Annotated in this window: 15 protein-coding genes; 5 read left to right on the forward strand and 10 right to left on the reverse strand. The window is 39.8% G+C overall.

What is annotated here, in order from left to right:
- Positions 1 to 106: 106 nt before the first annotated feature.
- The 5 genes from hutH to M2M59_RS11855 all read right to left on the reverse strand — a co-directional run bounded on the left by hutH (position 107) and on the right by M2M59_RS11855 (position 6,046).
- Positions 107 to 1,597, reverse strand: a complete 1,491-nt coding sequence (hutH, locus tag M2M59_RS11835; RefSeq protein ID WP_147196362.1) for a histidine ammonia-lyase — start codon at positions 1,595 to 1,597, stop codon at positions 107 to 109.
- A 158-nt stretch (positions 1,598 to 1,755) separates the two neighbouring features.
- Positions 1,756 to 3,018 carry an imidazolonepropionase gene (gene hutI / locus M2M59_RS11840; RefSeq protein ID WP_249774662.1) on the reverse strand — a complete coding sequence of 421 codons (1,263 nt, stop codon included), beginning with the start codon at positions 3,016 to 3,018 and terminating at the stop codon, positions 1,756 to 1,758.
- A complete protein-coding gene (hutU, locus tag M2M59_RS11845; protein WP_066789333.1) occupies positions 3,011 to 4,687 on the reverse strand; it encodes a urocanate hydratase in 1,677 nt (558 codons plus the stop codon). The genes hutI and hutU overlap by 8 nt, the downstream gene beginning before the upstream one ends.
- A gap of 427 nt (positions 4,688 to 5,114) precedes the next feature.
- Positions 5,115 to 5,564 carry an OsmC family protein gene (locus M2M59_RS11850; RefSeq protein WP_249774663.1) on the reverse strand — a complete coding sequence of 150 codons (450 nt, stop codon included), beginning with the start codon at positions 5,562 to 5,564 and terminating at the stop codon, positions 5,115 to 5,117.
- Between the two features lie 20 nt (positions 5,565 to 5,584).
- The gene (locus M2M59_RS11855; protein WP_066789338.1) at positions 5,585 to 6,046 is read right to left on the reverse strand and encodes a hypothetical protein; all 462 of its coding nucleotides are present in this window, start codon (positions 6,044 to 6,046) and stop codon (positions 5,585 to 5,587) included.
- A gap of 171 nt (positions 6,047 to 6,217) precedes the next feature.
- On the opposite strand from M2M59_RS11855, the gene M2M59_RS11860 reads away from it, so the two are divergent.
- Entirely contained in the window at positions 6,218 to 6,847 is a 630-nt protein-coding gene (locus M2M59_RS11860) for a DUF2238 domain-containing protein (protein ID WP_249774664.1), read from the forward strand.
- Between the two features lie 18 nt (positions 6,848 to 6,865).
- On the opposite strand, the gene M2M59_RS11865 is transcribed toward M2M59_RS11860, so the two are convergent.
- The 4 genes from M2M59_RS11865 to M2M59_RS11880 form a co-directional block, all read right to left on the reverse strand.
- Positions 6,866 to 8,005: a zinc-dependent alcohol dehydrogenase gene (locus M2M59_RS11865; protein WP_249774665.1), complete on the reverse strand. Its 1,140-nt coding sequence runs from the start codon at positions 8,003 to 8,005 to the stop codon at positions 6,866 to 6,868.
- Positions 8,006 to 8,243: 238 nt separating this feature from the next.
- Positions 8,244 to 8,384 (reverse strand): hypothetical protein, encoded by a 141-nt coding sequence (locus M2M59_RS11870; RefSeq protein ID WP_249774666.1) that lies wholly within the window; start codon positions 8,382 to 8,384, stop codon positions 8,244 to 8,246.
- 17 nt (positions 8,385 to 8,401) lie between these two features.
- Positions 8,402 to 9,127: a gamma-glutamyl-gamma-aminobutyrate hydrolase family protein gene (locus M2M59_RS11875; RefSeq protein WP_249774667.1), complete on the reverse strand. Its 726-nt coding sequence runs from the start codon at positions 9,125 to 9,127 to the stop codon at positions 8,402 to 8,404.
- Positions 9,128 to 9,323: 196 nt separating this feature from the next.
- Positions 9,324 to 11,606, reverse strand: a complete 2,283-nt coding sequence (locus M2M59_RS11880; RefSeq protein ID WP_249774668.1) for a leucine-rich repeat protein — start codon at positions 11,604 to 11,606, stop codon at positions 9,324 to 9,326.
- Between the two features lie 200 nt (positions 11,607 to 11,806).
- Between M2M59_RS11880 and M2M59_RS11885 the strand changes: the two genes are divergently transcribed.
- The 4 genes from M2M59_RS11885 to M2M59_RS11900 all read left to right on the forward strand — a co-directional run bounded on the left by M2M59_RS11885 (position 11,807) and on the right by M2M59_RS11900 (position 14,492).
- Positions 11,807 to 12,070, forward strand: coding sequence for a hypothetical protein (locus tag M2M59_RS11885; RefSeq protein WP_249774669.1), 264 nt, complete (start codon positions 11,807 to 11,809; stop codon positions 12,068 to 12,070).
- Between the two features lie 298 nt (positions 12,071 to 12,368).
- Positions 12,369 to 13,220: a GRP family sugar transporter gene (locus tag M2M59_RS11890; RefSeq protein WP_147196346.1), complete on the forward strand. Its 852-nt coding sequence runs from the start codon at positions 12,369 to 12,371 to the stop codon at positions 13,218 to 13,220.
- Positions 13,221 to 13,260: 40 nt separating this feature from the next.
- On the forward strand, positions 13,261 to 14,046 hold the full coding sequence (gene gdh / locus M2M59_RS11895; protein ID WP_147196344.1) for a glucose 1-dehydrogenase: 786 nt from the start codon (positions 13,261 to 13,263) through the stop codon (positions 14,044 to 14,046).
- A gap of 257 nt (positions 14,047 to 14,303) precedes the next feature.
- Positions 14,304 to 14,492 (forward strand): hypothetical protein, encoded by a 189-nt coding sequence (locus M2M59_RS11900; protein ID WP_249774670.1) that lies wholly within the window; start codon positions 14,304 to 14,306, stop codon positions 14,490 to 14,492.
- Between the two features lie 153 nt (positions 14,493 to 14,645).
- Here M2M59_RS11900 and M2M59_RS11905 read toward each other — a convergent pair whose 3' ends face one another.
- Positions 14,646 to 15,599 (reverse strand): restriction endonuclease, encoded by a 954-nt coding sequence (locus tag M2M59_RS11905; RefSeq protein WP_249774671.1) that lies wholly within the window; start codon positions 15,597 to 15,599, stop codon positions 14,646 to 14,648.
- Positions 15,600 to 15,781 lie beyond the last annotated feature (182 nt).

Below are 15,781 nucleotides of genomic sequence, written 5' to 3' on the forward strand. Positions count from 1 at the left end.
ATGTGATCATTTCAATTCAATTGGGCATTTCAATAAACATAAACAAAGAGACGGCTTGCATAACACATATGCAAACTCGTCTCTTCTCTAAATCTAACACTTTATATTATTGTACAGTAATACGTCCCAAATAACTCGCAACACTTTCAATGTCTACGCTGAAGTTACGGTCTCTATTAAAACTAGACACAACATTTCGCACGTCTTGCCATTTGCCACCCAATTTTGGTGACATCATTTCAACGCCTCTATATTCAACTGCTTGCGCTGCACAGATGGCTTCGATTGCTAGTACGCGACGGCTGTTTTGAATAATTTGGTATGCGTGTCTTGATCCAATTGTTCCCATACTCACATGGTCCTCTTGGTTTCCAGATGACGGAATAGAATCGACTGAAGCCGGATGTGCCAATGTTTTATTTTCCGAAACAAGGCTGGCTGCTGCATATTGCATAATCATCGCACCTGATTGCATACCTGGCTGAGGGCTTAAAAATGGTGGTAAACCATCATTTAGATGCGGATTTACAAGTCTTTCGATTCTTCTTTCTGAAACATTCGCTAATTCAGCAATGCCTATTTTCAAGAAATCCATCGCAAATGCAACTGGTTGTCCATGGAAGTTACCACCTGAGATAACTGTTTCTCCATCATCAAAGATAAGCGGGTTATCTGTTGCTGCATTCATTTCAATTTCTAGTTTTTCTTTAACATAGTTTAGCACTTGCCAGCTTGCACCATGGATTTGCGGGATGCAGCGTAGTGAATATGCATCTTGTACGCGCATTTCACCTTGCACGGTTGTAAGCTTGCTGTCTTTTAACCACTCTAGCATTCTTTCTGCTACTTCGATTTGCTCTTTATAGCCTCTTGCTTCATGGATCGCTGGATGGAAAGCGTCAGTAATACCGCGTAAAGCTTCGACAGTCATAGCTGCAATCCACTCTGCATCGTAGGCAAGTTTTTCTGCCTCAATATAACCGACTACCCCTTGAGCTGTCATTGCTTGCGTACCATTGATCAACGCCAAGCCTTCTTTTGCTTCTAGCTCGATTGGCAATAGAAGCTCATCGCGCCATACTTCTGCAGACGGCACATGTCTTCCGCTTTGGAATACTAGGCCTTCTCCTACTAGCACAAGCGCAAGGTGTGACAATGGCGCCAAATCGCCAGATGCCCCAAGAGAACCTTGCTGTGGGATGACTGGGTGGATGCGATGGTTAACCATGTAAGCTAAGCGCTCTAGTACTTCTAAGCGAATACCTGAGAACCCTTTTAATAATGCGTTCAATCGAAGCACGACCATAGCACGCGATACTACTTCGCTGAATGGTTCACCAACACCACATGCATGCGAACGGATTAAGTGAAGCTGTAAAAGTCTCGTATCCTCTTCTGCTATACTTACATCGCTGAACTTGCCAAACCCTGTGTTAATGCCATAAACCGTTTTATTTTGTTGTACAATTTGATCTACAGCCGTTCTACTTTTGATTACGGCTTCTCGAGCAGATTCAGCGATTTCAACGCCTTCATTTTCAAAAAGAATAGCTTTCATTTGTTCAATTGTTAATTGGCTGCCGTTTAATACTACCATTGCTCCTTGCTCCCTTCATGTCTACCTCTGATGATCTATGAATCTTGTATCAGCCAATGAGAATTGCTTTATAACTGCAAAGTGTTGCGAGATTATAGCAGTGATTCTAGGTCTGATTCAGAATCAGAGGAGATGCTCTACATCTCCTCCTGAAATAATTATCCTACTACCTGTACGCCTTTTTTCCATACTTGTTGTACGTGGTTCACACCAAATAGGTATTGTAATTTTTGATAATTTTCTACGTCCCAAAGTACGAGATCCGCTTGTTTGCCTACTTCAATCGAACCGACTTTATCTTCCATGCCAATAGCACAGGCTGCGTTATAAGTAGCAGCACAAAGACTTTCTGCAGGCGTCATGCGCATGGAAATGCAAGCTAGGTTCATGACTAAAGGCATTGAAGTCGTTGGAGAAGAGCCTGGATTACAATCCGTTGAAATGGCCACAGGCACTCCACGGTCTACCATCACTCTGCCGCGAGCGGCTTCTTCTCGTAAATAAAGAGCTGTTGCAGGTAGCAAGCATGCGATGACTCCTGCTTCTGCCATCTTTTCGATTCCTTCGTCTGATGCTTTTAATAAATGTTCAGCTGAAATCGCGCCCACTTCCGCTGCCAATTCAGCACCGCCATACGGTTTAATTTCATCTGCATGAATCTTCGGAGTAAGTCCAAGCTCCTTGCCAGCTTCTAAAATTCTTTTTGATTGTTCTGGTGTAAACACATCTACTTCACAGAACACATCGTTGAATACAGCTAGCTTTTCCTCCGCTACTTTTGGTAGCATCGTTTCAATGATGAGGTTGACATACTCTTCCTCTTTGCCCTTATATTCTGCCGGCACCGCGTGTGCACCCATGAATGTAGGAACCAAGTCGATAGCATGATGCTCTTGCAAATATTTCATAACGCGCAATTGCTTCATTTCTGTTTCTAAATCCAGGCCATAGCCGCTTTTCCCTTCGACTGTTGTGACACCGTGCGCAAGGAATGAATCAAGACGTTTTGAAGTTTGCTCAATCAATTCTTCTTCACTTGCTTCTCTTGTCATTCTTGTTGTGGCATGAATACCGCCGCCAGCATTCATAATATCCATGTACGTAGCGCCTTCTAAACGCATTTCAAATTCACGTTCACGGCTGCCGCCAAATGCCACATGTGTATGCGGGTCCACAAGTCCTGGTGTAATAAGGTGTCCTGTTGCATCTACAATCTCTGCTTCTTGTGCTCTAGATTCATAGATTTCTTTCAATTCTGATGTCGTACCGACTGCTTGAATAACTCCATCTTCAAGCCATACGGAGCCATCTTCTATCAAGCCCAACTCAGACATATCCCCTTTAGTCCGTGGTCCGACATGCTCCGGCAAATGCATCGTCACTAGCTGTGCTGCGTGTTGAATCCAAACTGCTTTAGACATTTAAACCCTTCCTATTCATCATTGGTATTTTGATATTTTTTTCTTTCGCTGTTTTTTCTGCTAATTCATAGCCAGCATCCACATGTCTTACAACACCCATACCCGGGTCTGTTGTTAATACACGTTGGATACGTTCTTCAGCTTCTTTTGTTCCATCTGCTACGATTACCATGCCCGCATGCAATGAATAGCCCATGCCGACACCGCCGCCATGATGGACAGATACCCAAGTCGCACCGCCAACGGCATTGATTAGTGCATTTAGAATTGGCCAGTCTGCTACCACATCAGAGCCGTCTTTCATTGCTTCTGTTTCGCGGTTCGGTGAAGCAACAGATCCAGAGTCTAAATGATCGCGGCCAATAACGATTGGCGCTGAGATTTCACCTGATGCCACCATATCATTGATAATGCGACCAAATTTCGCACGGTCTCCGTATCCTAACCAGCAGATACGTGATGGTAGGCCTTGGAATTCGATTTTTTCGCGTGCCATACGAATCCAATTGCACAAATGCTCGTTATCGCTGAATTCACGTAATAAGACTTCATCTAATTTGTAAATATCTTCTGGATCTCCTGATAAGGCAGCCCAGCGGAATGGCCCTTTTCCTTCGCAGAACTGTGGACGGATATACGCCGGTACAAAGCCTGGGAAGTCGAATGCTCTTTCAAATCCTTCATCAAAAGCAACCTGACGAATGTTGTTACCATAGTCAAATGTGATAGAACCAAGGTCCATCATGTTAACCATAGCTTCTACATGTTTTTTCATTGAATCTTTTGACTTCTTCACGTATTCATCTGGATTTTCTTTACGCAATTTACTTGCTTCTTCCTGTGTATAGCCTACAGGTGTGTAGCCATTTAATGGGTCATGCGCAGAAGTCTGGTCTGTTAACACGTCCGGTTTGAAGCCGCGTGCAATCATTTCTGGCAGAATTTCAGCAGCATTTCCTAGCAAACCAATTGAAAGCGCTTTACCTTCTGCTTTTGCTTTTTCAGCCATTTCAATAGCTTCATCTAATGTTTTGACTTTCACATCTGTGTAACGTGTTTCGATACGACGGTCAATTCTTGTTTCGTCGACATCAATCGCAATACATACCCCGCCATTCATTGTGACTGCTAGTGGTTGTGCTCCACCCATTCCGCCAAGGCCTGCTGTTACTGTAATCGTATGTGCAAGCGAGCCGTTGAAGTGTTGTTTTGCTAGCTCTGCGAATGTTTCGTATGTGCCTTGTACAATTCCTTGTGAGCCGATGTAAATCCAGCTTCCCGCAGTCATTTGGCCATACATCATCAAGCCTTTTTTGTCTAGCTCGTGGAATGTTTCCCAATTCGCATAGGCTGGCACGATATTTGAATTGGCGATTAAAACGCGCGGTGCATTTTCGTGTGATTTGAAAATGGCTACTGGCTTGCCTGATTGTACAAGTAGTGTTTCATCGTTTTCTAGTTCTTTCAGTGATTTGACGATAGCGTCGAATGCTTCCCAGTTACGAGCGGCTTTCCCAATGCCCCCGTAGACAACTAGCTCGTCTGGATGCTCTGCTACTTCATGATCTAGGTTGTTCATGAGCATACGAAGTGCTGCTTCTTGTAGCCACCCTTTTGTATGTAGTTCTTTCCCTCTGTAACGAATTACTTTTTCATCTGATATTCCCATAACAGTACCCCCTTTGTATTGTTAACCCTATCATTACACAAATTTTCTGCTTTTTCTATGGAAATAGGCAAAATTTGTCGCATGCTAGCAGACTGCTTTTTTAATGTGTTAAAGGGGTGAAATGGAGAATTTTGAAGGGTTTGTTGGTTATGTCATGTTGATTTCCGCTACAGGCGGTCGCTTTCCGCGGGCATGGCGTAAGCCTCTAATCTGAAGGCAACTAAAAAATGGTTAGAGAAGAAGTGGAAACAACTACGCTTTCCGCGGGCGAGCGTTAAGCCTCCTCGCTATCCCGCAGGAGTCTACATTGTTTCCACTTCAATTCATTTCCGAATGATAAATGCTAATTCGCGGCTTTCAATCACAAAAATAGCATGGCTCATCACGAAGAATGGCCATGCTATGTTTTCGTTTTATTTAATTGCTGTTATTGTTCTACCTCTATCGTAACTTCCAATGCCAATTCTACGTTTCCTTGGATGGCTTTGCTGATCATGCAGGTTTTTTCTGCTTTTTCTGCTAGTTTTACGATATGACGCTCTTCTTTTTCTGTGTAGGAGCTTGGGATGATGATTCTGGGTTTGTGGGTGATTTTTTTATAGGTGAATACGCCGTTTGTGACGTCCACCACTCCATCTGATTCCATGGTGAGCGAGATGGTTTTGAGGTTTGCTCGTTCAATCATGGCCGCAAGTGAGATGATATAACATGTAGCAGCAGCACCTAGCAGCATTTCGTCTGGATTGGTGCCAATGCCAGGTCCGTCCATTTCTGGCGGGATTGAGATTTGGGTTTTCAGTTGTCCCGCTTCAATCTCGCCTACCTCGTTTCGTCCTCCTGGCCAGTTTGCCTTTAATTTAAATAGATGTTCTGCCATTAGATGTTCCCCTCTCTAATCTAATCCGTAATTGAAAAGTACTTTTCTGTTGTCGGGTTAAAGGCAAAGCGTTTCAATTTGCCGTCTTTCTTCAATGCAATAATGTATACTTCTTCTCCTGCGTAATTCAACATGGTTTGTCCCAGCTCTCGGTCTTTCACTACGCGTCCACCTTCTGTACGTAGAATGATTTGCTCAGCATCCTCCACTTTGAAATGCGGGAGATGATTTTTATAGACAAACGGAGCGATCACCAATAACACATAGGCAATCCCAATCAATATATACTTTTTACGGAAGTTGCTCACTTCCACTAATAAAAAGTAACTCACCGCAAAGAATATACCGCCTGCCACCACATAGGCAATCATATTATCTAAACCGTTAATAAACAGATAGTCTCTGCCAATAAAATAAAAACTTAAAATCTCTATAATTGCTATCACTAAAATACCTTGTAATAATCGTTTTCTTTTTTCCACATTTCCACCTCTTACAACTAGTTAACTTTATTATGCCATAAGGAGTACCTTGGGGCTATTCAGACAGAAGTTTAGCTATTTCTATAAGACGCTGTGATCTCCTTATTGTTCCAACTAAATGACTTACCCTATGTGAATATGGGCATACTGAAAAAAAGAGGGGGGATCACCTTGCAAGAAACCAAAAGGAATTATTATCACCTTTTTTTAGCTATTATTGTTCTTGGCTTTATGGTTTGGTCCTTAATTAATCCGAAATCCTATGGCGGCTGGGCTGCGGATGCTGGTCCTTTTGCGCTTATTGTAATCGTTGCACTTTTTACATATAAAAAATTTACCTTTACTTCTCTTTCCTATACCTTTCTGGCTATTCTTGCCATCCTAGAATTCATCGGCGGACATTACACCTTTCAAGATGAGCCGTTCTTTCATTGGTTAAAAGAGAAGTATGATTTAAAGCGCAACTACTATGATCGCTTAGGCCACTTGATGATGGGATTATCAGCCATCATCTTTCGTGAAGTCTTAATACGTATTGCTCATATTCGAAAAGGGTTTTGGCTCACTTTTTATTGCTTTAGCATTCTGATGATGATTTCTGCACTATATGAAATCGTGGAAATGCTAACCTATAAGATGGTTCAAGGAAAATCATTTGCCAAAGGCTTCCTTGGCTTGCAGGGTGACAAGTGGGATTCGGAATGGGATATGACCATGGCACTTATCGGCACTATTTTAGCACTCCTTATTTTCACCAAATGGCATAATAAATTTCTCCAAAAGAAAAAGGGATCGTCATAAGATCCCTTTTTTTTCGTTTTATGGTTTTAGGATAACTTTAATACATTCATCTTCATGATCATTGAAAATCTTGTATGCTTTATCTGCTTCATCCAATGCAATTTTATGTGTGATGATTTCAGTCGGATCAAACTCACCTTTCGTAATCATATCAAACAGCATTGGCATCATATGAATGACAGGTGCTTGGCCCATTTTCATAATGATGTTTCGTTCAAATAGATTGCCGAGTGGGAATTGATTGTACTTCGCGCCGTACACGCCAGTTACTTGCAGTGTACCAAATTTACGGATGGCTTCCTTTGCAATCTTCAATGCGCTCGTCGTACCACCTTGGATTTTTAACTTTTGTCCAACTGCTTCAAGAGCGTTTTTCTTTCCATCCATGCCGACACAGTCTATGACTACATCTGCTCCGCCTTTTGTAATTTCACGAATATATAATCCAGCTTCGTCTTGTTCATCAAAATTGACGATTTCTACATTGTTCATTTTTTTCGCGTGTTGCAGGCGGTACGGTACATGATCGACTGCGATTACTCGCTTAGCACCTTTCATCCATGCAAACTTTTGCGTAATTAAGCCCACAGGTCCGCAGCCTAATACCACGACAGTGTCACCTTTTTTTACGCCACCTGATTCAACACTCCACCAAGCTGTTGGAATGACATCAGATAAAAATAGCAATGCTTCATCTGGAAGCTCACATGATTCAGGAATGACGAACGGCATGAAGTTCCCGTATGGTACATGTAAATATTCCGCTTGTCCGCCTGGATAGTTACCATACCGCTCTGTATAACCGAAGTAAGCACCCGCGTCTACTTCTGGATTTTCGTTGGCATGGTCGCATTGGCTCTCCATTTCATTTTTACAATAGTAGCACTCCCCGCATGATACGTTGAAGGGCAAGATTATCCGGTCGCCTTTTTTCACGCGTGTCACGTCAGGCCCCACTTCTTCCACGATCCCCATTGGCTCATGTCCAATCACCATATCTTTTTGAGCTGGCATTGACCCTTTGTAGATATGTAGGTCAGAGCCGCAAATTGCCGTGGAAGTAATGCGAACAATAATATCATCTTTTTTGTGGATAGTTGGATCCTGAACTTCTTTTACTTTCACATCTTCTATTCCTTGAAACGTTACAGCCTTCAAAAAATCATCTCCTCACAATTTGTATAAAGTGAAACCTCACCCTCTATGGAGTGTTAGTTGAACCAATCGGGCTTACGGGAAGTTTATCTCTTCGATTCACTGTCCGTTAATGCAGCATAAAGAATACATTATCCCTATTATTCCTTCTATAGCCTCTTTGTATGCAGAGATAAACATTTGATTTTTATAAAAGCGAAGCAACTATCAATAAAAAAGCCTTCCGCTAGAGCGGAAAGGCTTATGACTTTTCACTATTCTTTTCTTTTAAAAGTTTGATCAATTCATTGTTTTGTTTCTTAATATCCTTCAAATGCCTTTCAATAATACTGCTTGAAAAGAAAACGAGGACGATGAGTGCTATCCCGACAATCCAGTCCATGATCTTCTCCTTCTGACTTAAGATTTAGTAGACGAGCCTGCCTCTCGAACGAATACCTCAAACAACACCATCATGGTTTTATCTTTTTGCACCATGGATTCGGGATGCCACTGAATGCCCATCACAAATGGATTCCCCTCTAGTTCTACCGCTTCAATTATGCCATCTCGGGCAGTCGCTGTAGTAATCAATCCATCGGCTAGCTGATTAATCGCCTGATGGTGCAGGCTGTTGACCATTACAGTTTCCCTATTCAACAGCTGATATAGCTTACTGTCTTTATTGATGTGAACTACATGGCTCGTTTTATCACGTTGGATTGTTTGAGAATGCTGTAGGGCACTTTTTCTTTGAGAAGGAATGTCTTGAATGACAGTCCCACCTAACGCTACATTGAGCAGCTGAATTCCGCGACAAATGGCAAATACAGGCTTCTTCTTTTCTACCACTTTTTTGATCAGATAAAGCTCCGACTCATCCCGCTCTGTATAAAAGAAGCCCAGTTTAGGATGAGGATCTTCATTATAAAATCGTGGATCCACGTCTTCCCCGCCGCTAAAAATAAAGCCGTCGCACATATCCACATAACGATCCAGTACATCAGAAGGCGCAACAGGCAAAACGATCGGCACGCCTCCCGCTTCCACTATGGCCTTTTGATAATCGTGATGTACATAAGTACCTTCCATATACATCCCCTGTTTTATGTATGAGCTAGTTATACCGATAATTGGTTTTGTCATGGTGAACCTCCTCGAAAGTTGATGAAATTTGTTTCAGTGTATTGCTGAAAACATTAGTACTATATATTCTCTAAGAAAATGGAGAATTCCTTTTTTATTTTGTGCAATGCTTTGAGTTTTTATTAAAAGAAAAAAAGAGATAGCGAATAGCTATCCCTTAGAGTATTTTTGAATAAGGATTTCGAAAGATTCAATTCTATTTTATATTACTCCAAGCTCCATAGTATTTGACCTTATTACTTGTTACATATCCACGCACTCGAACATAATGCTTCTTCCCTTTTATTAGCCCAGCCACCTTTTTTGAAACAACTGACGATTTTGTTACATTTACTGTTTTTGTCGTAGCCTTAGTGAAGCTTTTGCTATAGGAATATTGAAGTTCATAACCTGTTGCGTTTATAGCACCCCAATTTGCTGTCAGGGAAGTTGCACTATTTTTTTTAACAGATTTTAATTTTGGCTTTGCTGGTAGAGTCGCCGTTTTGGAGACTGTACTCATCGGTCCATACATTGTTTTTTCCACAAATGTTTTATAAGAACGCACTTTCACATTAATTGATGCTCCACTTGGTAAAGATGAAAGAACGATGCTTGATTTTGAAGTCTTCTTCGTCTGTAGTAATTTCCCGTTTTTATCATATACATAAATCTTGTAACCCGTTGCTCCATTTTGGGTTGTCCATTGATATGCTAGTGAGGACGTTGTTCGTTTTGTCACTTTAACATTTTCGACTATACCAGGTAAAACTGTTATAGTACGTTCTACTCTTCTCTCATTTCCATCAGAATCGTTTGCTATATATACCACAAGATAGCGGCCTATCACATTTCTGTTTACGCTGCCGATGACTTCGAAATTATTAATAGCTCCATCTTCATTATCTGTAACAGTCACATCGTACAGATTAGTTGGCACTCCTACAGGCATGGAGTCAGGTTCGTTGAAATGAAAAATAGGTTTCGCATACGATATTACCCTTATCGTACGAGATGATGAAGTATAATAACCATCCGCATCTGTCACACTATAATCTAGCGTATACGTACCTGGCACTTCTGTATCTAAGTTGCCTTTTATTTTCACCTTTTTGGATATGTCTCCATCTTCCTCATCTATCGCTGAAATACCTTCCATGGGATCAAATAATGTACTTTGGCGGACACTCGTATTGGTTACACCGGTGAGTGTCGGTTGGTGATTCCATTTCACATATACAGTTTGTCCAGCTTGTGGCTTCCATTGAGTTGTATACGATGCGTCAGTAAACCAACCCATAAGATATATGTTTCTGCCTTTTTCATCTACCAGTGTCTGTGATTTTGTTCCAAAAGGTATTTCTGGCATTACCGCAATATTTTTGGAAATAGACACACGTTTTAACGGATTCCATTGGAAAGCGTTATTTTCCATTTCTATAACATTATCTGGTATCACAACAGTAGTGAGCTTATTGCTTTCAAAACTGCTTCGGCCAATTGTAGTAAGCGTCTTCGGCAATTCTATCTCTTTTAATTGGTTTTGCGAAAAACTGCTATAACCTGTTGATTCTACTTGGTTTAAATTCACATGCTCAAGTTCATTATTATTAAAAGCAAAATCAGAGATCTTTTTTACACCTGCTGGGATGTCAATACTAGTCAGATGATTGTTGTCAAAAGCAGAATCACCAATAGATTGCAACGACTTAGGCAACGTAATATGACTCAAATTATTCCTTGAAAAGGCACCATCTGAAATACTCGTTTGTTCATCTGGTAGATTCACCTCAGCCAGTTGATTACCTTCAAACACATAATCATTCATTTCTACAGCATGAGTTATCGTAAGTGATGTCAACTTATTAGTACCAAACGCTCTATTCCCAATACTTTGAACGTTTGGCGGCAATGTCAACGTTTTTATTTCATTGTCTTCAAATGCCCTTGAATTGATTATTTGTAAATGAGACGGCAAATCAATAGAAGTCAGTCGATTACCGGTAAAGGATGATGCGCCGATTTCTTCTAATCCCTCTGGCAATGTCACAGAAGTTAATTGATTTAACATAAAAGCAGACTTTCCGATGCTGGTAACCTTTTTAGGGATTTCAACTGATGTTAATTTATTTCTAGAAAAAGCCGCATCGCCAATAACAGTAACAGAATCAGGAAGTGTTACAGAGGTTAAGAGATTATTAGCAAAGGCCCAAGCACCAATCTTTTCTATGCCATCTGGAATAACCACGCTCGTCAATCGAACGTCCAAATACAAAAACGCATCAGATCGAATAATCGTAACGGGCATCCCCTCTATCTTCTGAGGTATAACAACCTCTTTACTCTTACCCAAATAATGTGCTAGCTCTACATGATCGCCTACTATTTCATACTTCCATTCGCCATTTTCGATGAGTTGAGCTTTCGCGTGTAGGCCATGCATGGAATACCATGAAGACAAGCCTATAAAAAGCGCTATTATAAATTTACTAATTTTCACTGTTTTCTTCCCCTTATATGTAAAGTCTTTAATACTATTATCACTTTTTTCATTATTCCAAGGAATGTAAATCAAGTAAATAGGTAGAAAGGAGGTAATATTCCTTTTCGAAGTTGAAGATAAGGGTCTTATACTTTGTTGTTAATGAAGAGGTATCTTTAAAAACTGCAACGAATAATCTTTACTAGAGGAGGGATTATATGGCGTTCTTCAAAGAAGAAATTTATGCTACATATTCTCTAGAGGATTTAGCAAAGGTAAGAGGTGCCTTAGCAACAGGAGGCATCAAGTATACGTATAAGATAAAAGACTTGTCCTCTGGCTGGTTTGGCCTTGGATCGAGTCGAGGAAGCTTTGGAAATTTCGGGATTAACTCGAAATATCAAACGCAGTATGCCATCTTGGTCAATAAAAAAAATGTGGAAGAAGCCAAATATGTCATTCACAAAGCATTATATACATAGAGTTTACCCCCACTAAAAATATGCATGAATTTACAGCACTCAATTGATTCCCTGCTTTAGCCTAAGACTAAGTTTTAGAATATGGCTTTATGGGCAATCAATAAGAGTGCTTCTTTTTTTGTGAAAAATAAGAAACATTATCATATGTATTGTTTCTTTGCATGCATCAAATAATACGAAAGTAGAGTCTGATTTCTAAAATATGTCTCGCACGTTAAAGAATTTAAACACCAGATACATAACGGTGTCTATTCTAGGAAAAGATAATAATTCGTTTGGGAAAGGAGGTTACTATCAAATGGATATCTTTTTAGCCATACTTCCCGCTATTTTCTGGGGAAGCATCGTTTTGTTCAATGTTAAGTTAGGTGGAGGCCCATACACGCAAACGCTAGGGACTACACTAGGCGCACTGATTTTTTCAGCTGTGATTTATCTAGTAGTCCGGCCCGAATTGACGCCGCTTATTTTTATTGTAGGCGTTGTTTCCGGATTATTTTGGGCACTGGGTCAAAGTAATCAGCTAAAATCGATTGACTATATCGGCGTTTCCAAAACAATGCCCATTTCGACTGGTATGCAGTTGGTATCCACAGCTTTGTTTGGCGTCATCGTTTTCCATGAATGGTCAACGGCAAAAACGATTATCTTAGGTGTTTTAGCCCTTATCTTCATTGTGATTGGCATCGTGTTAACGTCACTAGAATCAGGAAAAAATGAAGAACAATCAGGACAATTTAAAAAAGGTGTTTTGACACTGATTGTTTCAACCATCGGATATCTGGTTTATGTAGTAGTTGCTCGCTTGTTTGATGTCAGCGGGTGGTCGGCCTTATTCCCACAAGCCATCGGTATGGTTATTGGTGGATTAATACTGACCTACAAACATAAACCCTTTAATAAATATGCCATTCGCAATATTATCCCCGGTCTAATCTGGGCGGCAGGAAATATGTTCTTATTTATTTCACAACCTAAAGTGGGTGTTGCCACAAGTTTCTCATTGTCCCAAATGGGAATAGTTATATCAACGCTTGGCGGTATTTTCTTACTAGGAGAAAAAAAGACAAGAACCCAGCTGATTGCTATTTATATCGGGATCGTACTCATTGTTTTAGGTGGAGTCTTCCTTGGATTAGCGAAAAGTTAAGGATGGAATAAGAATCAAATTAACACGAGGAGGAATTATTTTGTATACTGATTTAAAAGGTAAAGTAGTTGTCATCACAGGTGGATCAACAGGTTTAGGACGCGCTATGGCCGTTCGTTTTGGTCAAGAACAATCAAAAGTCGTAATTAACTATTACAAAAGTAAAGATGAAGCATTAGAGGTCAAAAAAGAAATAGAAGCAGCAGGCGGACAAGCCATTACTGTTCAAGGGGACGTCACAAAAGAAGAAGACGTCGTAAATCTTGTGCAAACGGCTATTAAAGAATTTGGCACCTTAGACGTTATGATTAATAACGCAGGTGTTGAAAATCCATCACCTTCGCACGAGTTATCCTTAGATAACTGGAACAAAGTATTAGATACAAATTTAACAGGCGCTTTCTTAGGAAGCCGTGAAGCGATCAAGTATTTTGTTGAAAATGATATTAAAGGGAACGTTATTAACATGTCTAGTGTGCATGAAATGATTCCTTGGCCATTATTTGTTCACTATGCAGCAAGTAAAGGCGGTATTAAATTAATGTCTGAAACATTAGCTCTTGAATACGCGCCAAAAGGGATCCGCGTCAATAATATCGGGCCAGGTGCCATGAATACACCAATCAACGCAGAAAAATTTGCTGATCCCGTACAACGTGCTGACGTTGAAAGCATGATTCCAATGGGTTACATCGGTAAGCCAGAGGAAGTAGCATCTGTAGCCGCATTTTTAGCATCCTCAGAAGCAAGCTATGTAACAGGGATTACCCTATTTGTGGATGGCGGTATGACGAAATATCCTTCATTCCAAGCGGGACGAGGCTAAACTATATGTATGTAGGACATGGTCTTAAGCCATGTCCTTTTTCTTTTACTGGTTGCTTTTACATCATCAATTTCCTCATCCATATCCTCTATGTATGGATAAATTAGTTCTCGCTCACTCGTCTTTAAATGAAATTGTATTTATAGCTTCATTCCATCACATGGCTATGGCTTTTTATGGATAGAGGTGATATATAATAAAAGTGGATCATTTACCAATATCTATAAATAAATTATTAACCTAAAGGAGAACACATCATGGAAAAAGTCCAAAGGGCCTGTGCAATATTAGGAATTGTTTTCATCTTTCTATATGGATTCTATGCAGGTGGTTATTCTACTGGAGATTTCTTCAAATACTATACGTTGATCATAGGTTTATCATTTTTAACAATTGATCTTATCATTTATGTCTATTTATACATAACGTCAAAAAATGAAAAATAATTAAACCAAACTAAAAATTGAAATATATTGCCCACTAAATAAAGTTTTTTAAAAATTAATTTCTATAAAAAAACAGCCTAATCATAAAAATTAGGCTGTTTTATATAGAGCACTTTCGCATGTACAGATTTTATAATAATAAGCTAGGTTAGTTTATTCCTCAAAATAATCTCCATCTATCTTAAATACTGTATATTGGTGAGCTACCTCTACCCCCACTTGATATTTAAGCATTAAATCAGTTAACTGGATGCCATCAATTAACACGATACCTTGGTTCTTGGCAAACTCTTTTGCATTTTTAGTATAACGGGAAGTTGTAATAAACACCCCTCTATCTGCATTTACTCCTGCAAGAGCTCCATAAAACGCTTGGATGGCTGATCTTCCAACTACATTATCTTCTTTATATCTCTTTGCCTGTATGTATACAGTGCTTGTTCCTAGGGGGTCTTGATTGATAATACCGTCTATCCCTCCATCATTTGATTGGCTGGTTACTTTAGCTTCGCCATTTTCTCCGCTATACCCCATGGCTACTAGTAAATCCACTACTAGCTTTTCAAAAAATATAGGATCGCTCCCACGAACAATATCCAGAAGTTCAATCGCGATTTCATTGTTTATAGTCTGAACTAGGCTCCCAATTTCAATTTTCGGCTCATCATTTTCCTCCACATTTTCAATTGTGGCTCCACCTGTTCTTTCATTACGCAATTTCAATTCATTCATATATTGCATATATTCAGGACGTTCTTCTAAGACTTTTTTAGTTAATTGATCTCCATAGTTATCTAATAAAAATTCCCCATTTTCATTTATTTTATAAACGCCTCTTCTAACGCGGTCAACTGCATTTGCTTTAGATAAATCACTAAAGGCAAAGCTAAATCGGTTATGTAATATACTTTCGCTTTCTAGATAATTAGGGTATTTCTCTTCCACAATGTGTTGAGGTACATTTAAATAATCACATACCCTCTCTTTAATAACGACGTTGGTCGCCTCTTCCCCATTTTTTATAACTTCTAAAATATAAGGAATTAATGAATCATACGTAGGAATTCCATTTGAAGAGCGTTTTAATTTAGACCAATCATTATTCATAGTTGCCTCCTTGATTAATAGCCCATTTCTCTTTTCTATAAGTAAGTTCTAGTCAAGCTAATTACATGTATTATTTTACCACTCTAAGTCTGGAACTCTATCAATAAACTTATTCCCATCAATCATACCATTTGAGAATAGATCTTCTGCCGTTGCGTATGAAAAAACTGATGATCTTTAAA

It is taken from the genome of Rummeliibacillus sp. G93, from assembly GCF_023515935.1.
Taxonomy (GTDB): Bacteria; Bacillota; Bacilli; order Bacillales_A; family Planococcaceae; genus Rummeliibacillus; species Rummeliibacillus stabekisii.